Consider the following 19,503-nt stretch of genomic DNA (forward strand, 5'->3'; position numbering starts at 1 on the left):
CCGGGGTCGGATCGCTCGTGCGTGCGGGCTGCGCAGGCCCGGGACGCCCGGGGCCCCGCCGCCCGCACGGGCGGCGGGGCTCTCCGGTCAGTCCTCGGCGGCGGTGGCCTTGGCCGTCGTCTTCTTGGCGGCCGTCGTCTTCGCGGCGGTCTTCTTCGCCGTGGTCTTCTTGGCGGCCGTCTTCTTGGCGGTGGTCGCCTTCTTCGCGGGCGCCTTCTTGGCCGGGGCCTTCTTGGCGGCCTTCTTCGCCGTCTTCTTGGCGGGGCCCTTGGCCCGCTTCTCGGCGAGCAGTTCGTAACCGCGTTCGGGGGTGATCTCCTCGACGCTGTCGGCGGCCCGCAGCGTCGCGTTGGTCTCCCCGTCGGTGACGTACGGCCCGAAGCGGCCGTCCTTCACCACCACCGGCTTCCCGCTGACCGGGTCCTCGCCCAGTTCCTTCAGGGGCGGCTTGGCCGCGGCCCGACCGCGCTGCTTGGGCTGGGCGTAGATGGCGAGCGCCTCGTCCAGGGTGATGGTGAAGAGCTGGTCCTCGGAGGTGAGCGAGCGGGAGTCGGTGCCCTTCTTGAGGTAGGGCCCGTAGCGGCCGTTCTGCGCGGTGATCTCCACGCCCTCGGCGTCGGCGCCCACCACCCGCGGCAGGGACATCAGCTTGAGGGCCTCGTCCAGGGTGACGGTGTCCGGGGACATCGTCTTGAAGAGCGAGGCGGTCCGCGGCTTGACGGCGTTCTTGCCGGTCTTCGGGGTGCCCTCGGGCAGCACCTCGGTGACGTACGGGCCGTAGCGGCCGTTCTTGGCGACGATCGGGTGGCCGCTGACCGGGTCGGTGCCGAGTTCGAAGTCGCCGCTGGGCTTGGCCAGCAGTTCCTCGGCGTGGGCGACGGTCAGCTCGTCGGGGGCGAGGTCCTCGGGGACGTCGGCGTGCTGGTACCCCTCGGCGCCGCGCTCGCCGCGCTCGACGTAGGGGCCGTAGCGGCCGACGCGCAGCACGATGCCGTCCCCGACGGGGAACGAGGACACCTCGCGGGCGTCGATGGCGCCGAGGTCGGTGACGAGTTCCTTGAGGCCGCCGAGGTGGTCGCCGTCGCCGTTGCCGGCTTCGGCGGCGCCGCCGGCGTCCCGGGCCTCGCCCTCGCCGAAGTAGAACCGCTTGAGCCACGGCACGGCCTGGGCCTCGCCGCTGGCGATGCGGTCGAGGTCGTCCTCCATCTTGGCGGTGAAGTCGTAGTCGACCAGCCGGCCGAAGTGCTTCTCCAGCAGGTTGACCACGGCGAAGGACAGGAAGGAGGGGACGAGCGCGGTGCCCTTCTTGAAGACGTAGCCGCGGTCCAGGATGGTGCCGATGATCGACGCGTAGGTGGACGGGCGGCCGATCTCGCGCTCTTCGAGCTCCTTGACCAGGCTGGCCTCGGTGTAGCGGGCGGGCGGCTTGGTGGCGTGGCCGTCGACGGACAGGGCGTCGGCGGAGAGCGGGTCGCCCTCGTTCACCTGCGGCAGCCGGCGCTCGCGGTCGTCCAGTTCGGCGTTGGGGTCGTCGGCGCCCTCGACGTACGCCTTGAGGAAGCCGTGGAAGGTGATCGTCTTGCCGGAGGCGGAGAACTCGGCGTCCCGACCGTCCGCGGCGGTGCCGGCGATCTTGACGGTGACGGAGTTGCCGACGGCGTCCTTCATCTGGGAGGCGACGGTGCGCTTCCAGATCAGCTCGTAGAGCCGGAACTGGTCGCCGGTGAGTCCGGTGGCGGCGGGGGTGCGGAAACGATCACCCGAGGGGCGGATCGCCTCGTGCGCCTCCTGGGCGTTCTTGACCTTGCCGGCGTAGGTGCGCGGCTTGTCGGGCAGGTAGTCGGCCCCGTACAGCTGGGTGACCTGGGCGCGGGCGGCGGCCACGGCCGTGTCGCTGAGGGTCGTGGAGTCCGTCCGCATGTAGGTGATGAAGCCGTTCTCGTACAGCTTCTGCGCGACCTGCATCGTGGCCTTCGCGCCGAAGCCGAGCTTGCGGCTCGCCTCCTGCTGGAGGGTGGTGGTGCGGAACGGCGCGTACGGGGAGCGGCGGTACGGCTTGGACTCCACCGAGCGGACCGCGAACCGGGCCTGCTCCAGGGCGGCGGCCAGCGCGCGGGCGGCCGCCTCGTCGAGGTGGAGGGTGTTGGCGCCCTTGAGGCGGCCGAGCGAGTCGAAGTCGCGACCCTGGGCGACCCGCTTGCCGTCGACGGAGGTGAGCCGGGCGACCAGCGAGGCCGGGTCGGAGGCGTCCCCGGTGCGGCCGGTGCCGAAGGTGCCGGTGAGGTCCCAGTACTCGGCGGAGCGGAAGGCGATGCGCTCGCGCTCCCGCTCGACGACGAGCCGGGTGGCGACGGACTGGACGCGGCCCGCCGACAGCCGCGGCATGACCTTCTTCCACAGGACGGGCGACACCTCGTAGCCGTACAGGCGGTCGAGGATGCGGCGGGTCTCCTGGGCGTCGACCAGCTTCTTGTTCAGTTGGCGCGGGTTGGCGACGGCCTCGCGGATCGCGTCCTTGGTGATCTCGTGGAACACCATCCGGTGGACGGGGATCTTGGGCTTCAGCACTTCCTGGAGGTGCCAGGCGATGGCCTCGCCCTCGCGGTCCTCGTCGGTGGCGAGGAAGAGTTCGTCGGATTCGCTGAGCAGGTCCTTGAGCTTCTTGACCTGGGCCCGCTTGTCGGCGTTGACGACGTAGATGGGTTGGAAGTCGTGCTCGACGTCCACCCCGAGGCGGCGCACCTCGCCCGTGTACTTCTCCGGGACCTCGGCGGCCCCGCTGGGGAGGTCGCGGATGTGCCCGACGCTCGCCTCGACGACGTAGCCGGGGCCGAGGTAGCCCTTGATCGTCTTCGCCTTGGCAGGCGACTCGACGATCACGAGTCGGCGGGTCTCGCTGGTCGGGGACAACTTCTGCTCTTCTCTCCGGTCGGCGCTCGTTGACGCTGCGATGCGTCTCGTCGGCGGGTGCGGAACGGCGCCCGCACGCTGTCGCTGCGGAGTGTGACGGTACATCCCGCCCCCGTGTCAAACGGGAAAAGCCCGCAACGGCCACTCGAACGGTAACCCGACTACCACCTTTCCTGCCGCCCGGAGTGCCGACGGGGCCGAAGCACGTGCTGCGCCGGCGGCGAACAGCGGACGCGCCCCGGCCGGCCGGGGCCGACCGGGTGGCGGGATCCCGCCGCGACCGGCGCCCGGCCGGGACGGACGACGCCGGGAGGGTCAGAGCTGGGCGAAGCACCAGAGGGCGAGCAGCAGTGCGAGCGCTCCCACGGTGGCCGCCACCGTCGCGGACCTGGTCCGGGCCACCCCCTCCGCGACCGGCAGCCCCTGCCACAGCCGGGCGCCCGTCCACACCAACAACGCGGCCCCGAACAGGGCGAACACCAATCCCGCGAAGATCGCCGGCGCACTCTCCATGGCCCTCAGCCTTCCGTTCCCCGGACCCCAGCGGTGGGAGGCTGGCAGGTGCGGACGTCGGCGTGGCGAACCGCGGGTGAACGCCGGCCCGCCGGCCGGGTGAAACCGTGCCGCGGACGGACCGGTGTCCCCGGCGACTGCCGGTCGGACCGCGCGGGGCGGCGGGCCGGGCCCGGATCAGCCGGTGACCGGCTCCAGGAAGCCCTGTTCGACCAATGACCGGATCTGTGCGGGGGTGTTCGACCTCAGCACCACCGGGTCCTCGCCCAGCAGTTGGGCGATGGCGTCCAGGATGCGGCCGGCGGTCATCGAGCCGTCGCACACCCCGGCGAACCCGGCGCCCACCGTGTCGACCCGGGCGGCCCGGCGCATGCCCCGGTTCTGACGCAGCACCACGTGCTCGGGGTCCTCCGCGCCCGGCAGCCCGACCTGTTCCTGCACCACCTCGGCCGCGAGCCGGAAGCGGTCGGCCAGCAGGGCGGCGTCGTCGTGGTCGCGCAGGTAGTCCTGGCGGGCGAAGTGGGCGCGGACGGCGTCCCCGAGGGGCTGCTCCACCGGGTGCGGCCACTCCTCCACGGTGATCGAGGTGCGGGGCGCGCCGGTGCGGCGCAGGGTGATCCAGCCGAAGCCCACGGCGCGGGTGTCGAGGGCGGCGAACTCGTCGAGCCAGGCGTCGTAGCGGGCGGCGTACGCGGCCGGGTCGGCACGGTGGTCGCCGGCGTCCCGCAGCCACAGTTCCGCGTACTGGGTGACGTCCTGGACCTCGCGCTGCACGATCCAGGCGTCGCAGCCGCGCGGCACCCAGGACCGCAGCCGCTCCGTCCAGTCCTCGCCGTCCACGTGCTGCCAGTTGGCGAGGAACTGCGCGTACCCGCCCGGGTTGAGCCGCTCCCCCGCCTGCTGGACGAGCGCCCGGCACAGGGCGTCGCCGCTCATGCCGCCGTCGCGGTAGGTGAGCCGGGCCCCGGGCGAGATCACGAACGGCGGGTTGGAGACGATCAGGTCGAAGGTGCGGTCGCCGACCGGTTCGAACAGCGACCCCTCCAGCACCTCGGCCGCGGGCGCCCCGGAGAGGGCGAGGGTGAGCCGGGTGACGTGCAGGGCGCGCGGATTGAGGTCGGTCGCGGTGACCCGGGTGGCGTGGCGGGAGGCGTGCAGGGCCTGGATGCCGGAGCCGGTGCCGAGGTCCAGCGCGGCGCCGACCGGGGTGCGCACGGTGATGCCGGCGAGGGTGGTGGAGGCGCCGCCCACGCCGAGGACGACGCCCTCCTCGGCGGGTGCGCCGTCCGCCCCGGCGGCCCCGCCGGCGCCCCCGACCGCGCACCCGAGGTCGGAGACGATGAACCAGTCCTCGCCGTCGGGCCCGCCGTAGGGCCGGACGTCGACGCTCGCCGCGAGTTCGTCCCCGCCCACCGCGGTCAGCCATCCGGCGGCCTCGCAGGCGGCGACCGGGAGCACCGCGGCGAGCCGGGCGCGGGGCACCGGCTGCTGGAGCAGGAACAGCCGGACGAGGGAGTCCAGGGGCCCTTCGCCGCGGCTGGCGCGCAGCGCGGGCACGGTCTCGCCGCGGGCGAGCGCCGCGTAGGCGGGGGCGCCGAGCAGTTCCAAGAGGCCGTCCGCGGTGAAGTCGGCGGCGAGCAGGGCCTCTCGCAGCAGGGCGGCGGTGCCGGGGCCGGGCGGCGCGTCGGCCCCGGCCGGTGGGCCGGGGGGCGTCGGTGCTCCGGGGGCCCCGTCCCCGGGGGCCGTGGAGGATGCGGGAGGACCGTCGAGCGCGGGCAGCCGGGAGAGAGTCACGCCGCCATTGTCACCCGCCGGGCGGCCGGAGGACGGCCGCGTGTCCGCCGGCCGGCCGGGGCCGCCGGCGGGCGCACGGCCGTCCGGGACGCTTCGCGGGGACCGCGCCCGCCCGAGCGTCAGCCGGTGGCCGCGGCCGGGGCGGTGCCGGCGACCTTGCAGCTCTCCTGCTTCTGCATGGCCTTGCCCACGTCGCCCTCCTCCAGCTTCTTGAGGGCGTCGGTCCCGCTCCGGCCGAGCTTGATCAGCTCGCCGGCGACGTCGTCGAGGCCGCTGGCGAACTGGCCCTGGTCCTCGGTGTCGAGGCCGTCGACCTGCTTCTTCAGCCCGGCGTACGCGGCGGAGATGGCGTTCAGCTCCTTGACCGCGTTCTGCTGCTTGGTCTCGCCCTCGTCGACGGGCGGGGCGCCGGCCTCGTGCACGGCCGTGCCGATCGCCTTGTAGGCATCGGACATGTCCTGGAACGCCTTGGAGTCCGTCGTCTTGACGTCCTCCGGCTTGCTGTTGTCGGCGGTCTGCGCCTGGATCGCCTTGTTGGCGCCCTCGATCTTCTTCGCCTGGGGCTGGACGGCGTCGCAGACCGTCTTGGCCCACTTGTCGAGCTTCTCGTTGCCGTCGTCGCCGCATCCCGACAGGGCCAGTACGAGTACCGCACCGCCGGACAGTGCGACAGCGAGCTTCTTGTTCACCGGATCGGTCCCTTCCGTGGCCTCTCGGCCCCGGAACATACACGGCGGCCGGTGGAGCACCGCCGCGGGGGCATCCGCTCCACCCCCTTTTGAAGCCATTTGCACCAAGAGCCGTGGCGCCCGGGGGAGAGAAGACTCACGACGGGGCCGGGCAGCCCCGGCAGACGCGGACGACGGGGTCCGGGTCACCCCAACGGATCGGGCCCACCGGCGTGTTGCGGCTCCCGGTGCGCTCCGTCGACCTCCGCCGCGCCGTGCGGTCCGTGGTCCCGGCGGGCGACGGCGGCGCGGACGGCGACGAGGACGAGCACCGTGCAGGCGGTGACCGCGACCAGGGCGCGGACCAGGGGGTCGGCACCGGGGCCGGGGCCGAGGGCCTGGACCACGGGCACGATCAGCAGGGCCGCCGTTCCCATCGCGGTCAGCAGCGGGTCGACCGCCGGTCCCACGGTGTCCCGGAACGGGCCGCCGGCCGCGCCGGGCCCCGTGCCGCACCGGTCCCCGGGGCCGTTCGGGACCCCTTCGCCGGCGTGGGCGAGGAACGCCGCCAACAGGACGCCGGTGGCGATCGCGCCGGCGAGGAACGCGCCGAGCGGGCCGGGGCCGAGGGCGAAGCCGACCGCCACGGGGGCGAGGACCGCGAGCAGCCCGGGGGCCGGCGACTCCCGCAGCGCGTCCCGGGTGCACAGGTCGACCACCCGTCCGTACCCGGGCCGCTCGGTGCGCTCGGTGATCCCGGGGCGCTCCCGGAGCTGCCGCCGCGCCTCCCGCACCACGGCGTCCGCCGACCGGGTCGCCGCACCGATCGCCGCCCCCGCGAACAGGCACACCACCGCCGCGCCCGCGAGCAGCCCGAGCAGATGGGCGGGGTCCGCCGCGAGGTGCGGCGGACCGGCGGCGCCTCGGGAGGCGCCGAGCAGGGCGGTGGCCGCGAGGGCGGACGCGGCGACGGCGACCATCCGGGCGACCGCCCCGGCGGCGTCCCCGAGCACGCCCGGTCCGGCGAGCACCCGGGAGCCCGCCCCGTGCGCCTCGGCGGAGATCCCGAGGACGCCCCGCGCGGTGTCGGTGACGGGGCCCAGCGCGTTCACCGCGACGAGCACGCCGACCGTGGTCAGCAGCCCCGAGCCGGCGAGCGCCACCGCGAACAGGGCCAGGGCGGTCGACGCGCCGCCGAGCAGGAACGCCCCGGCCGCGGTGAGCCCGACGAGCAGGGCGGTGCCCGCGGCGGCCCGCAGCGCGGCCCCGGTACCGACCACGGCGGCCGGCCCCCCGGGGCCGGGCCCGGGGCGGCGAGCAACCCCCGCGAACCGTCGGGTGAGGGCCGCCGCGGCAATGCCGAGGGCGACGGCGGTGCACACCAGGACCCGGGGGTCGCCGGCCGCGGCCCGTACGGCGGGGTCGGTCACCCCGGCCAGGGCGGCGAAGGAGGACGGCAGTCCGAGGAACGCCGCCACCCCGACCAGGGCCAGGGCGGTTGCCGCGGCGACGGGGAAGCCGCGGCCGATCGCCGCCGTCCCGCTCGGGTCGGTTCGCCGCGGGCCCGCCGCGAGGATCCCGATCGTCGTGGCGACCACGCCGATGGCGGACACCAGGAGCGGGACGGCCAGCCCGACGTCGCCGAGGGCGGCCCGGCCGAGGAGCAGCGTGACGACGAGGCTCACCGCGTGGGACGCGAAGAGGTCGGCGGCGGTGCCCGCGCCGTGTCCGACGCCGTTGCCCACCAGGTCGGCGAGGGCCGCGGCGTGGCGCGGGTCGTCCTTGGCCACGTCCCGGCCGCCGGCGGTGACCAGCCCGGCCCCCGGGTCGGCGGCGTGGGCGAAGAGGCCCCCGCCGAGCCGGAGGAACACGGCGACGAGGGCGGCGCCCAGCCCGAAGCCGGTCAGCACCTCGGGGGCGTCCGCCGCGTGCACCAGCACCGTGCCGCAGGCCCCCAGCAACGCGAGGCCGGCCGTGAGAACGCCGACCGCACCGCCGGTGCGGAACGCGAGCCGTGCGGTCCGGCGGAGGACCGCGGCCCCGGGCGCGGTCCCGGTGGTGAGGGGTCCGGGCCGGCGCGGCTCGCCGAGGACGGCGGCCCGGGAGGCCACCGCGACCCGTGCGCCGCCGAGGACCGCGAGGCGCGTGCCGAGGTGGCCGGAGAGCGCCGCGAGCCCGGCGCCGAGCAGGAAGGACACCGATCGGCCGGCGCGCTGGTTCCCGTCGGCGGCGGGAAGCAGGAGCAGCAGGGCGCAGCCGATCGCCACGAGGAGGGCGAGGGTGCGCAGGTGGCGGGTGAGGTGGGTGCGCGCGCCTTCCCGCACGGCGGCGGCGATCCACTTGGTGCGGTCGGTGCCTTCGTCGGCCGCGCGGATCCGGTGCGCCAGGACCGCGGCCACCAGGAGGGCGGCCACGGCGACGGTCGCGGCGGCCATGACGGTCAGGCGGAGGTCCGTCGTCAGGACCGCGGCGGCGTGGCTGGTGTCCGGCCGGGGGTGGGGTTGCGCCATTCGTCCTTCTCCGTGCCGGGGGCGCGGCCCGTGCCCCGTCCCCGCGGCCGGACGGGCCCGTGCCGTGAACGTGCTCGTGGCTCGTAGGGGGTGCGGGTGGTGCCGGGGCCGCCGCGGGAGGCCCGGTCCCGGCGCAAGGGCCCTGACGGGCCCCGCCGGGCGGGGGTGTGGGCCTGGCCCGGGGGTGGGGTGGTTCGGGGGCGCCGGGGTGGGCGGCCCGTCCGCAGGAGCACGGTAGTGGGCGGCGGTGCGGTCACCGGAAGGGCGCGGGTGCGTGTCGGGATTTCTCCGTGCGAGGACGCCCGAACGGGTGGCGCACCCGGCGGGCCCGGGCCCGCCGGGGCCCTGGGGCCGCCTCGGCCCGGCGGCGGGGCGCGGGGGTGGTGCGGGGCGCACCGGGGGCGGGCGGCGGGGGCGTGAACACCCGCGGGCCGCCGCTGGGGGTGCGGGGGGTTACGGGACCGGGGTGGGCCAGGTCATGCGGATGGCACCGCCGGACGGGTCGGAGGTGACCTCGACGTCGTCCACCAGGCCGCTGATCACCGCGAGGCCCATGTCGTCCTCGCTCTCGGCGTCCTCCTCGGAGCCGACCGCGTCCGGGGCTGAGCGGGGGGCCTCGTCGCCGACCACGATGGAGAACTGCTTCTCCTCCTCGATCAACTGCACCTGCACCGGCGCGTCGATGCCGGCGTCCTGGTGCAGGCCGACCGCACGGGTGCACGCCTCGCCGACCGCGAGGCGGACCTCGTCCAGGACGGCCTCGTCGACACCTGCTCGGCGGGCCACGGCGGCCGCGACCAGTCTGGCGGTCCGCACGTGTTCGGGGAGTGCGCTGAAACGGAGTTCCACGGTTGCCATGCGTCCCCCTCGGACGGGCCGACGTGCTGTTCGGGGGGCCGGGCCAGGGGCCCGGCCCCCCAGGGTCGTACGACCTCCCCGGGCCTGGCCCGGGGAGGGTCGGTCGTCAGTCGGTGGCGGCGACGGCGTCCTCGACCGAGGTGTGGATCGGGAACACCTTGGTCAGGCCGGTGATGCGGAAGATCTTCAGGATGCGCTCCTGGTTGCACACCAGACGCAGCGAACCCTCGTGGGCGCGCACCCTCTTCAGCCCGCCCACCAGTACGCCGAGCCCGGTGGAGTCGAGGAAATCGACGCCCTCCATGTCGACGACCAGGTGGAAGCTGCCGTCGTTCACCAGCTCGACCAGCTGCTCCCGCAGCTTGGGCGCGGTATACACATCGATTTCGCCACCGACCTCGACGACCGTACGATCGCCGACGGTACGGGTCGACAGGGACAGGTCCACAGATCCTCCAGCACCTTGCTATCGAGCGGTCGCCCCTCGGGACACCTCGGCTTGAACCCCCGGGACGGATCGCCAGCCGCGTGGGCATTCAATCATGGAGCACCCCCCATGGCGGCGGGGACGACCAAAGCCGCAGGAGCCTCTGCGGCGCCTGACAGTGATTGTCCACCAGACCAGTGACACACTCGGTGCCAATGGCCGATTTGACTCATCTTCCTCGCCTGCCCGGGCGTCCGGGTCGCCCCGGACCTCCGGGTGGTGCTGGCGTGTCCGGCCCCGGAACGGATGCCGACGACGCTCCCGACGCCGTCCTGCGCCGGTTGACGGCACGGCAAGGGAGGGCCACCCGCATCACTCATACGGAGCACTTGCCCCCGCGTGCGGGGCGCCATGCCGAGTGGCCGCCGGGGATTCGCCCCGAGGTGACCGCCGCGCTCCGGGAGGCCGGGATCGAGCGCCCCTGGGCCCACCAGGCGACGGCGGCGCGACACGCCTTGGACGGGGAGTCGGTCGTCGTCGCCACCGGCACCGCTTCCGGCAAGTCGCTGGCGTACCTGGTGCCCCTGTTGTCGGCGGTGCTGGAGGGCTCCGAGGCACCGAACGGCCGGGGGGCCACGGCCCTGTACCTGGCGCCGACGAAGGCGCTCGCCGCCGACCAGCACCGGTTGGTGCGGGAACTGGCGGCCCCGCTGGGCAGTGCGGTGCGCCCGGCGGTGTACGACGGCGACACCCCGTTCGAGGAACGCGAGTGGATCCGCCAGTACGGCACGTACGTCCTGACCAATCCGGACATGCTGCACCGCGGCATCCTCCCCTCGCACCCCCGCTGGTCCTCCTTCCTGCGGGCGCTGCGGTACGTGGTGATCGACGAGTGCCACACCTACCGCGGCGTCTTCGGCTCGCACGTCGCCCAGGTGGTGCGCCGGCTGCGCAGGCTGTGCGCCCGGTACGGCTCCGAGCCGGTGTTCCTGCTGGCGTCGGCGACCGCCGCGGACCCGGCCGTCGCCGCCGGGCGGCTCACGGGCGTGCCGGTCGTGGAGGTGGCCGACGACGCCTCGCCGCGTGGTGAACTGGTGTTCGCCCTGTGGGAGCCGCCGCTGACCGAGTTGCAGGGCGAGAAGGGCGCGCCGGTCCGCCGCACCGCCACCGCGGAGACCGCCGACCTCCTCACCGACCTGGTGCGCGACGAGGTGCGCACCGTCGCCTTCGTCCGGTCCCGCCGCGGCTCCGAGCTGATCTCCGTGATCGCACAGGACCGGCTCGCCGAGACGGACCGCGCCCTGGCCCACCGGGTCGCCGCCTACCGGGGCGGCTACCTCCCCGAGGAGCGCCGGGCGCTGGAGCGCGCCCTGCACTCCGGTGAACTGCTCGGGCTCGCCGCCACGACCGCGCTCGAACTCGGCGTGGACGTGTCCGGGCTGGACGCCGTCCTGATCTGCGGCTACCCGGGAACCCGGGCCTCCCTGTGGCAGCAGGCGGGCCGGGCCGGACGCGCCGGGCAGGGCGCGCTGGCCGTCCTGGTCGCCCGGGACGACCCCCTGGACACCTACCTCGTCCACCACCCCGAGGCACTGTTCGACCAACCGGTCGAGTCGACGGTGCTCGACCCGGACAACCCGTACGTGCTCGCCCCCCATCTGTGCGCCGCCGCGGCGGAGCTTCCGCTCACCGACGGGGACCTGGCGCTCTTCGGCCCGGCGGCGCCCGGGCTGCTGCCCCAGTTGGAGGCGGCGAAGCTGCTGCGCCGGCGCACCGCCGCCTGGCACTGGACGCGGCGGGAGCGCGCCGCCGACCTCACCGACATCCGGGGCGGCGGCGGGACGCCCGTGCAGATCGTGGAGGCGGACAGCGGGCGGCTGCTCGGCACGGTGGACGCCTCGGCCGCGCACTCCTCCGTCCACGAGGGCGCCGTCCACCTGCACCAGGGGCGCAGCTATCTGGTGCGGCGCCTGGACCTCGACGACTCCGTCGCGCTGGTGGAACCGGCCGCCCCCACCTACTCCACGGTCGCGCGGGACGTGACCTCGGTGTCGGTGTTGGAGACCGACCTCGTGGTCCCCTGGGGGGCCGGCCGGCTCTGCTACGGGTCGGTGGAGGTCACCCACCGGGTGGTGTCGTTCCTGCGCCGCCGGTTGGTGACGGGCGAGGTGCTCGGCGAGACCAAGTTGGACCTGCCGCCGCGCACCCTGCGCACCCGCGCGGTGTGGTGGACGGTCACCGAGGACCAGTTGGACGCCGCCCGGGTCGGCCCGGAGCAGTTGGCCGGCGCCCTGCACGCCGCCGAGCACGCCTCGATCGGCATGCTGCCGCTCTTCGCCACCTGCGACCGCTGGGACATCGGCGGGGTGTCGGTCCCGCTGCACGCGGACACGCTGCTGCCCACCGTGTTCGTGTACGACGGCCACCCCGGTGGGGCGGGATTCGCGGAACGCGCCTTCCACACCGCCCGTGACTGGCTGACCGCCACCCGGGAGGCCATCGCCGTCTGCGAGTGCACGGCCGGGTGCCCCTCCTGCGTGCAGTCCCCCAAGTGCGGCAACGGCAACGACCCCCTGCACAAGCGGGGTGCGGTGCGGCTGCTGACGGCACTCCTGTCCGGGGCCCCGGACCCCGGACGGGCCGCCGGGACGTCCTCCACCGGCTGAGCAGCCGGCCTCGCCCCGGCCCGGCGCGGTCCGGGCTCCGGGGAGGGGCACGGCCGGGAGGGGCGGCGCTCCGGGCGGGCCCGCGCGGGCCCGGTCCTCGGCGACCAGCGGGGCCCGGCCCGCCGCCACCCGCACCTCGGCGACCTCTCCGGCCAGCGCGCACCGCAGGACCCGGGCCCCGTTGGCGCCGGCGACGGTGCGCGCCCGGGCGCAGGCGGCCGCCGGGCCGTCCGCCCAGCGGTCCGCCGCCGCGAGCGCGGCGAGGTCGGCCGCCGCGGCGGCCCGGTGCCGCACGGTCGCCGCCTGGCCCAGGGCGAGCACCGCCGTGAACACCACCATCAGCACGGCGATCCCCGTCACGGCCCACACCGTCGCCGCACCGCGGTCGCCCGGGCGGGGGCGGTGGTGCGGGGCCCTCACGGCAGCACCTCCGCGTCCTCCTCGGCCGCGGCGACCGCCGTGTGCCGCAGCCGCAGGGGCACCGCGTCCGGCCCGGGCGGGGGCGCGACGACCTCCACCCGCACCAGTCCGTCCGCCCGGCGCACCGTGACCCGTGCGCCCTCGGGGGCCGCCCGACGGGCCCGGTCCACCACCACCGCGTCCGGGTCCTGCCGGGCGGCGGCCCGGGCTCCGGCCCGGGCCGCGTCCACGCACTGGATCTGGGCGGCGGCCGCCAGCAGCGCCCACACGAGGGCGAGGGCGAACACCGTCAGGACCGGGAGGACCACCGCCGACTCCGCCGTCACGAAGCCGCGATCGGGCGACCGGGGGGCCGGCGGCGAGCCCGTGCCCACCGGTGCCCCCGGCTCCCGCCCGGCCTCACGGCGCGGCATCGAGCGCCCGTTCCACCAGGCCGTACAGCGCCGCACTCACCCGGTCGCTGGTGACCACCTTGTACAGCACGCCGGCGAACCCCACCGCCGCGATCAGCCCGACCGCGTACTCGGAGGTCACGACCCCGCGATCGGTGTTCGCCCGGGACCGGGCCGCGCCGCTCCGGGGGCCGGTCGGGGGCCCGCTCCGGGTCCGGGCCCGCGCCCTCGCCGCCGTCCGCGCCGGGCTCCGTCCGGTGCTCGTCGTGCGTTCCTCGTCCATGTCCGTCTCCCCGTTCCCGCGCCCCGGTTCCGGAGCACGTCGTTCCGTTCGTTCGGCCCGTTCCTCGACGGGCGTCACGTCGACGCGTGTCGTGGTCCTCGCTCAGCCCGCGCCGGGCCCCCACATCCGTTCGGCCAGTCCGATCACCACCGGCAGCACCCCGATGACGAGGAACGCGGGCAGGAAGCACAGCCCCACGGGGGCCGTGATCAGAACGCCGGCCCGCCGGGCCCGGGCGGCCCGTTGCCGTCCGCGCGCGGCCCGGACCTCCGCGGCGTACCGGGCCACGGGAGCCGCGGCCGGAGCCCCCGATTCGGTCGCCTGCGCCAGCAACCGGGCCAACCCGCCCGCCTCCGGCAGTGCCGCCAACGCGCTCCAGGCTTCGCCCGGTGCGGCGCCGAGCCGCAACTCCGCCGCGCCCCGCACCAGGGCCGCCGCCACCGAGCCGTCCGTCGAACCGCCCGGCGGTCCCACCAGCGACTCCCCCACCGCACGGGCGGCCGTCACCGGATCCGCGCCGGCCGCCACGCAGGCGGCCAGCAGGTCGGCCGCCAGCGGGAGTTCGGCGTCCGGCTCGGGTGCGACCGGCCCCGGTGACCTGCTGCGGTCGAACCAGCCGGCGGCGACCGCGGCCACCGCCCCGACCAGGACCCCGGCGATCCCCTCGACCCAGAGGAACCCGACGCACCAGGCCCCCGCGGGCACCGTCCAGCTCCGGTACCGGCCGGGGTCGGGGCGGCCCCCCGACCGCCCCGACCCCGGAGAGCGGCTCGCCGGACGGTCCGGCCGGCCGCGCCGGCCCGCGGCTCCGCCGGCGTCCAGCACCCGGCCCGGGTCCACCGGTCGGCCCGCCCGGGCCAGTTGCTCCGCCATGCGGGCCCACCGCACGGCCCGCTCGCCCCGTCCCGTGCCCATCAGGTCCTCCTCGTCGATCGCTCCCGCCCGGCCCGTCCGCCGGAGGCGGGCCCTCACCGCTCGGCGCCCCGTACGATCCGCGACGCCCACCACAGCCCCGCCGTCTCCAAGGCCGCCCCCGCGCCCAGGCACAACAGCCCGGCGCCGGTGTGCAGCAGCACCCGGAGGGGCTGTGCGCCGAGCGCCCAGCCGAACAGCAGCCCCACCGCCGGCAGTCCGGCCAGCAGCACCGCGGTCGCCCGGGCCCCCGCGCACCCGGCGCGCAGTTCACCGCGCCGCTCCCGCTCCGCCCGCAGCGCGTTCTCCACCCGCTCCAGTCCGGCGGCGAGCCCCGCTCCCCGGTCGACCGCCACCCGCCAGCAGGCGGCGAGCCCGCGCAAGCCCTCGGCCCCCGGTTCGACGGCCGCGCCGGCCAGGGTGCGGGGCACGTCCCCGCCGAACCGGGCGGCGGCCAGGACCCGTTCGCGGTGGCCGCCGAGTCCGCTGCCGGACGCCCCGGTCAGTGCCACCAGGGCCTCGCCCGGCTGGCGTCCGGCCCGCACCTCGCCCACCAGCGCGGCGCACAGCGCGATCACCTCGTCCGCCCGCTGCTCCCGGGCGATCCGCCGGGCCCGTCCGCGGAGCGCCCGCCGGGCCGGCGGCACCGCCAGCACGGCCAGGACCAGCGGGGCGGGCGAGCCTCCCGCGAGGGCCAGCACCGCGCCGCCGGCCAGGAGCCACGCCTCGCCCCCGACCCGTCCCCGCGCCCGTCCGAGCAGACGCGCGACAGCGGTTCCGTACGGGTTCGGCGCCTCGGCCGCCGCCCCCTGCGGGGCGAGGAGCACCCGCCGGTGCCGGGCACGCCCCGCCCGACGGGCCCGGGCCGCCGTCGCCAGGGCGGCGGCGCAGAGCGCGAGCGCCCAGACCAGGGCCGTCCATCCGGGTGCGCCGGGGGTCGGGGCGGTCACAGAGCCTCCCCGAGCAGTTCCCGCAGCCGGGGCCAGCCCCGCTCGCGGGTGAACCCCCCGGGCGCCCACCGCAGCGCGGGGGCCGTCACCACCAGGCCCGAGGGGTCGCGTTCCAGTACCCGCACCTCGGCGACCCGGCGCCCGCCCCGGCGGTCCCGCACCAGGTGGAGCACCACCGACACCGCGGCGGCGAGTTGGCTGTGCAGGGCGGCCCGGCCCAGCCCGGCGGCCATGGCGAGCGCCTCCAGTCGGGCCGGCACCGCGGCGGCGGCGTTCGCGTGCAGGGTGCCCGAGCCGCCCTCGTGACCGGTGTTGAGCGCGGCGAGCAGGTCCAGGACCTCGCCGCCGCGCACCTCGCCGACCACGAGGCGGTCGGGGCGCATCCGCAGTGCCTGGCGCACCAGGTCCCGCAGGCTCACCAGGCCCGCGCCCTCCTGGTTGGCGGGCCGGGCCTCCAGCCTGACCACATGGGGGTGGTCGGGGCGCAGCTCCGCGGAGTCCTCGGCGAGGACGATGCGTTCGCCGGGGGCGACGAGCCCGAGCAGGGTGCTCAGCAGCGTCGTCTTGCCGGTGCCGGTGCCCCCGCTGACCAGGTAGGACAACCGGGCGTCCAGCAGGGCCCGCAGGAGGCGATCGCCGCCCGGGGGCACCGTGCGGGCGGCCACCAGTTCGTCGAGGGTGAAGGCGCGGGGTCGGGCCACCCGCAGGGACAGGCAGGTCGAGCCGACCGCGACGGGCGGCAGCACGGCGTGCAGCCGGGTGCCGTCGGGCAGTCGGGCGTCGACCCAGGGGCGGGCGTCGTCGAGTCGGCGACCGGCCGCGGCGGCGAGGCGCTGGGCGAGCCGGCGGACCGCTGCGGCGTCGGGGAACGCGATCCCGGTCAGGTGCAGTCCGCGCCCCCGGTCGGCCCACACCCGGTCGGGCGCGGAGACCAGGACGTCGGTGACCTCCGGGTCGGCGAGCAGGGGGTCCAGCGGTCCGGTGCCCACCAGTTCGGAGCGCAAGCGCTCCGTGGTGCCGAGGAGTTCGGCGTCACCGAGGACGACGGACTGGGCCCGGAGCGCTTCGGCGACATGGGCCGGGGTGGCGTCCAGCCCGCTGCGGGCGAGCCACTGGCGCACCCCGTCGAGGAGGTGCCCGCCCGCTGCCGCGCTCATGCGCCCGCTCCGTCCGGGCCGGCGGCGGGCGCGACCCGGTCCCAGAAGGCCGCGCAGAACCGGGCGAGCGGCCCCCGCGGGTCGTGGCCGGGAGGCCGGCCGGCCTCCCGGGCCGTCGAGAGCCCCGGTTCCCGGGGGAGTTCTCCCGCGTAGGGCAGGTCCAGCAGCCGGGCGGTGCCGGCGCCGTCCGGGCCGCCCGGGGGCCGCCGTCCGGCCGGCACGACCGCCCGCAGGTCCCGCAGCACGGGGCGGACCGCGGCGGCCATCCGCCCGGCCGCCGCGACCGGGCGCAGCCCGCGGGGCACCAGCAGGAGCCCGAGGTCGAGTTGGGCGAGCACCTGGGCCGCTCCGGTGTCGACCCGGCGCGGGAGGTCCACGACGACGGTGCCGTCGCGCCGGCGGGCGGCGGCCAGGACGGCGCGCACCGCGTCCGGGGGCACCGGGGCCTCGTCCCCGTCCCGGCCCCAGCTGAGGACCCGCAGGCCGTGCAGGGCGGGCAGGGCCTCCTCCAGCGCGCCGCCGCCGACCCGGCCCCGGGAGCCGGCGAAGGCGGGCCAGCGCAGTCCTTCGGCGGCTTCGCCGCCCAGCAGGACGTCGAGGCCGCCGCCGAGCGGGTCGGCGTCCACCAACAGGGTGCGGCGGCCCCTGCGGGCCGAGGCGAGGGCGAGGGCGCAGGCGAGGGTGGAGGCCCCGGCGCCGCCGGTGCCGCCGAGCACCCCGACCGTCAGGGCGGGGCGTCCGGCGCCCTCGGCGACATCGGCGATCCGGTCGACCAGCCACGGTTCGTCCTGCGGCAGCAGGAGGGCGTGGTGGGCGCCGACCTCGACCGCGCGCCGCCAGCGCCCGGGGTCGTCCGGGGCGCGGCTCACCAGCAGCACGTCCGGGCGGCGTGCGGCGCCCCGGACCCGGGGCACGGCGTCGTCCCCGACGATGACCAACGGGGCGCTCTCCCACCCTGCGGTGTCCGGTGGCCCGGGCCGAACCGCGGCTCGGGTGCCCGCCGCCGCGCAGAGCCGCAGCAGGTCGTCGAGGAGGTCCGGGTCCTCGGTGAGCACCAGCGGTGCTCCGGGTTCGGTCCGGTCGGCACCGGGGGCGCCCCGTGCCGGCGCCGTGCTCCGGCCCCGTCCGCCGCCCCGTCCCGTGGTCGTGTCCCTGCCCATCTCGTCCCCCGTTCCGTCCGGGCCCGCGCAGGGGCCCGTGGCCGTCGTCGGACGCGGTACCCGCCCGGGCGGGCACGGCACGCGTCCTCACTGCGGCGCGACCGCGGGGCCGGGACGTTCCGGGCCCGCCAATCCCCGCGCCCGCGGCGCGGAGTTCCGAGTTCCGTTCCGTTCGTCGCTCGCGAGCACCGGAATCCGACCGCGCGAACCACCACCCGGCACACCGTGGAACTCCACGGTCGACCGCGCCGGAATCACGATGCGCCGATCCCGGAAATCGTGTGGATCTTGGTCAAAAACCGTGGACGGAGGCCGACCTGTGAATAACTTCATCACTCGAACCGGTGACGACCGACCCCGCGGTTAACCCCTCGACACCGGCCGGAGCCATGACCCAGCGTGACCGCGGGCGGGCCCGACCGGACGTGCGAACGGGCGGGCACCGGAGTGCCCGCCCGTCGTCGAGCTGCAACGCTCGCACACACGTGTCGGAAAAATGGGACGAAATCGGTCGGGACATGCGACGACCCCCGCCGGGGGGGAGAGCGGGGGTCGTCCCCACGGCCGACTCGGGGGGGGAGGAGTCGGGCCGGGTTAGCACGGTCGCGAACGATCCGTGACTTCCATGGTGTACCCGAAGGCCCTCTCAGGCAAACCCACGCGCCGGGGCTTACGCCGAATGGTGGGCGCCTATGCTCAAGCCGTGGAAAACCACTCGTTGCCCCGCACAGCCGCCTTCTTCGACCTGGACAAGACGGTCATTGCGAAGTCGAGCACGCTCACCTTCGGCAAGTCCTTCTATCACGGCGGCCTGATCAACCGACGGGCCGTGCTGCGCACCGCCTACACCCAGTTCGTGTTCCTCGCCGGGGAGGCCGACCACGAACAGATGGAGCGCATGCGCGAGTACCTCTCCGCGCTCTGCCGGGGGTGGAACGTCCAACAGGTCAAGGAGATCGTCGCCGAGGCGCTGCACGACCTCATCGACCCGATCATCTACGACGAGGCCGCCTCCCTGATCGAGGAGCACCACACCGCCGGCCGCGACGTGGTGATCGTCTCGACCTCGGGCGCCGAGGTCGTGGAACCCATCGGGGAGTTGCTCGGTGCCGACCGGGTGGTGGCCACCCGGATGGTCGTGGGCGAGGACGGCTGCTTCACCGGGGAGATCGAGTACTACGCCTACGGCCCCACCAAGGCCGAGGCGATCCGGGAGTTGGCCCGGGCGGAGGGGTACGACCTCGCCCGCTGCTACGCGTACAGCGACTCGGTCACCGACCTGCCGATGCTGGAGGCGGTCGGCCACCCGCACGCGGTGAACCCCGACCGGGCGCTGCGCCGGGAGGCGCTGGCCCGCGAGTGGCCGATCCTCGACTTCCACCGACCCGTGCGGCTGAAGCAGCGCATCCCCGCCCTGCGGGTGCCGCGCCGCCCGGCCCTGATCGCCGCCGCGGCGGTGGGCGCCGCGGCGGCGGCCGGGCTGGTCTGGTACGCCAGCAGGCGGCGGCCGACGGCGGCCTGACCGGGCCGCGTGCACGGACCGTCCGTTTCCGCACCTTTTGCGGGCGAGGGTAAAGAAGTGGGGCAAAGGGTTCCGCTTCCTTCGCCGCAGGAGTACAAAGGAGTCAACGGCCCGCGAGACCAGGGGCATCCGAGAGGATCACCCCGGACAGCAACCGAGGCCCCACGGACCGAGCACGGAAATCGGGCACCCACGCGACGTCGACCCGTCGAATACGGGCCAGCCGCACCAGGTGACGGGCGAAGTCCCCGACCTGATGGGCAGTACATCGAGGACGCTTGGTAACCCGGTGGACGTGCCAGCGGCGACACGAGCACTCGTGTCGCCGCAACCCTTTCCGGGCCCTCCACGCCCGGGGAAG

15 protein-coding genes and 1 pseudogene are annotated in these 19,503 nt (G+C 76.1%); 2 read left to right on the forward strand and 14 right to left on the reverse strand.

All coding sequences use genetic code 11. The annotated features are described in order from the left end of the window. Positions 1 to 87: 87 nt before the first annotated feature. From topA to bldG, 7 genes are all read right to left on the reverse strand, one after another. On the reverse strand, positions 88 to 2,910 hold the full coding sequence (topA, locus tag ACSMX9_RS11765; protein ID WP_445402200.1) for a type I DNA topoisomerase: 2,823 nt from the start codon (positions 2,908 to 2,910) through the stop codon (positions 88 to 90). A gap of 315 nt (positions 2,911 to 3,225) precedes the next feature. Next, positions 3,226 to 3,423 (reverse strand): hypothetical protein, encoded by a 198-nt coding sequence (locus ACSMX9_RS11770; RefSeq protein WP_351238211.1) that lies wholly within the window; start codon positions 3,421 to 3,423, stop codon positions 3,226 to 3,228. 177 nt (positions 3,424 to 3,600) lie between these two features. Continuing rightward, complete coding sequence (locus ACSMX9_RS11775; RefSeq protein WP_445402962.1) at positions 3,601 to 5,079, reverse strand: DUF7059 domain-containing protein; 1,479 nt, start codon at positions 5,077 to 5,079, stop codon at positions 3,601 to 3,603. 257 nt (positions 5,080 to 5,336) lie between these two features. Continuing rightward, positions 5,337 to 5,906 carry a small secreted protein gene (locus ACSMX9_RS11780; protein ID WP_445402202.1) on the reverse strand — a complete coding sequence of 190 codons (570 nt, stop codon included), beginning with the start codon at positions 5,904 to 5,906 and terminating at the stop codon, positions 5,337 to 5,339. Between the two features lie 185 nt (positions 5,907 to 6,091). After that, positions 6,092 to 8,395 (reverse strand): sodium/proton-translocating pyrophosphatase, encoded by a 2,304-nt coding sequence (locus ACSMX9_RS11785; RefSeq protein WP_445402204.1) that lies wholly within the window; start codon positions 8,393 to 8,395, stop codon positions 6,092 to 6,094. A 453-nt stretch (positions 8,396 to 8,848) separates the two neighbouring features. Continuing rightward, the gene (locus ACSMX9_RS11790; RefSeq protein ID WP_445402206.1) at positions 8,849 to 9,253 is read right to left on the reverse strand and encodes an ATP-binding protein; all 405 of its coding nucleotides are present in this window, start codon (positions 9,251 to 9,253) and stop codon (positions 8,849 to 8,851) included. Positions 9,254 to 9,359: 106 nt separating this feature from the next. Beyond that, positions 9,360 to 9,701 (reverse strand): anti-sigma factor antagonist BldG, encoded by a 342-nt coding sequence (bldG, locus tag ACSMX9_RS11795; protein ID WP_351238204.1) that lies wholly within the window; start codon positions 9,699 to 9,701, stop codon positions 9,360 to 9,362. A gap of 194 nt (positions 9,702 to 9,895) precedes the next feature. Here bldG and ACSMX9_RS11800 point away from each other — a divergent pair, with 194 nt between their 5' ends. Beyond that, complete coding sequence (locus ACSMX9_RS11800; protein WP_445402208.1) at positions 9,896 to 12,346, forward strand: DEAD/DEAH box helicase; 2,451 nt, start codon at positions 9,896 to 9,898, stop codon at positions 12,344 to 12,346. A gap of 135 nt (positions 12,347 to 12,481) precedes the next feature. Here the strand turns inward: ACSMX9_RS11800 and ACSMX9_RS11805 are convergent. From ACSMX9_RS11805 to ssd, 7 genes and pseudogenes are all read right to left on the reverse strand, one after another. Then, a pseudogene (locus ACSMX9_RS11805) lies at positions 12,482 to 12,685 on the reverse strand (Rv3654c family TadE-like protein); the annotation flags it as partial. A gap of 77 nt (positions 12,686 to 12,762) precedes the next feature. Further along, positions 12,763 to 13,179 (reverse strand): TadE family type IV pilus minor pilin, encoded by a 417-nt coding sequence (locus ACSMX9_RS11810; RefSeq protein WP_445402210.1) that lies wholly within the window; start codon positions 13,177 to 13,179, stop codon positions 12,763 to 12,765. After that, a complete protein-coding gene (locus ACSMX9_RS11815) occupies positions 13,166 to 13,441 on the reverse strand; it encodes a DUF4244 domain-containing protein (RefSeq protein ID WP_445402212.1) in 276 nt (91 codons plus the stop codon). Before ACSMX9_RS11815 ends, ACSMX9_RS11810 begins: the two co-directional genes overlap by 14 nt. A 102-nt stretch (positions 13,442 to 13,543) precedes the next feature. After that, positions 13,544 to 14,356, reverse strand: coding sequence for a type II secretion system F family protein (locus ACSMX9_RS11820; protein WP_445402214.1), 813 nt, complete (start codon positions 14,354 to 14,356; stop codon positions 13,544 to 13,546). 53 nt (positions 14,357 to 14,409) lie between these two features. Beyond that, the gene (locus ACSMX9_RS11825; RefSeq protein WP_445402216.1) at positions 14,410 to 15,303 is read right to left on the reverse strand and encodes a type II secretion system F family protein; all 894 of its coding nucleotides are present in this window, start codon (positions 15,301 to 15,303) and stop codon (positions 14,410 to 14,412) included. Further along, positions 15,300 to 16,460, reverse strand: a complete 1,161-nt coding sequence (locus ACSMX9_RS11830) for a TadA family conjugal transfer-associated ATPase (protein ID WP_445402218.1) — start codon at positions 16,458 to 16,460, stop codon at positions 15,300 to 15,302. Before ACSMX9_RS11830 ends, ACSMX9_RS11825 begins: the two co-directional genes overlap by 4 nt. Next, the gene (gene ssd / locus ACSMX9_RS11835; protein WP_445402220.1) at positions 16,457 to 17,620 is read right to left on the reverse strand and encodes a septum site-determining protein Ssd; all 1,164 of its coding nucleotides are present in this window, start codon (positions 17,618 to 17,620) and stop codon (positions 16,457 to 16,459) included. Before ssd ends, ACSMX9_RS11830 begins: the two co-directional genes overlap by 4 nt. A 679-nt stretch (positions 17,621 to 18,299) precedes the next feature. Between ssd and ACSMX9_RS11840 the strand changes: the two genes are divergently transcribed. Continuing rightward, positions 18,300 to 19,142, forward strand: a complete 843-nt coding sequence (locus tag ACSMX9_RS11840) for an HAD family hydrolase (RefSeq protein WP_351238188.1) — start codon at positions 18,300 to 18,302, stop codon at positions 19,140 to 19,142. The last annotated feature ends 361 nt before the right edge of the window (positions 19,143 to 19,503 follow it).

This window comes from Streptomyces sp. LE64 (assembly GCF_052606915.1).

Excerpts from the sequence above, each read along its gene's own strand:
- ACSMX9_RS11840 (WP_351238188.1), top strand. The coding sequence starts at position 18,300 with ATGGTGGGCGCCTATGCTCAAGCCGTGGAAAACCACTCGTTGCCCCGC.
- ACSMX9_RS11790 (WP_445402206.1), bottom strand. The coding sequence starts at position 9,253 with ATGGCAACCGTGGAACTCCGTTTCAGCGCACTCCCCGAACACGTGCGG.
- ACSMX9_RS11770 (WP_351238211.1), bottom strand. The coding sequence starts at position 3,423 with ATGGAGAGTGCGCCGGCGATCTTCGCGGGATTGGTGTTCGCCCTGTTC.
- ACSMX9_RS11820 (WP_445402214.1), bottom strand. The coding sequence starts at position 14,356 with ATGGGCACGGGACGGGGCGAGCGGGCCGTGCGGTGGGCCCGCATGGCG.
- ACSMX9_RS11810 (WP_445402210.1), bottom strand. The coding sequence starts at position 13,179 with ATGCCGCGCCGTGAGGCCGGGCGGGAGCCGGGGGCACCGGTGGGCACG.
- ACSMX9_RS11800 (WP_445402208.1), top strand. The coding sequence starts at position 9,896 with ATGGCCGATTTGACTCATCTTCCTCGCCTGCCCGGGCGTCCGGGTCGC.
- ACSMX9_RS11830 (WP_445402218.1), bottom strand. The coding sequence starts at position 16,460 with ATGAGCGCGGCAGCGGGCGGGCACCTCCTCGACGGGGTGCGCCAGTGG.
- ACSMX9_RS11815 (WP_445402212.1), bottom strand. The coding sequence starts at position 13,441 with ATGGACGAGGAACGCACGACGAGCACCGGACGGAGCCCGGCGCGGACG.
- ssd (WP_445402220.1), bottom strand. The coding sequence starts at position 17,620 with ATGGGCAGGGACACGACCACGGGACGGGGCGGCGGACGGGGCCGGAGC.
- ACSMX9_RS11785 (WP_445402204.1), bottom strand. The coding sequence starts at position 8,395 with ATGGCGCAACCCCACCCCCGGCCGGACACCAGCCACGCCGCCGCGGTC.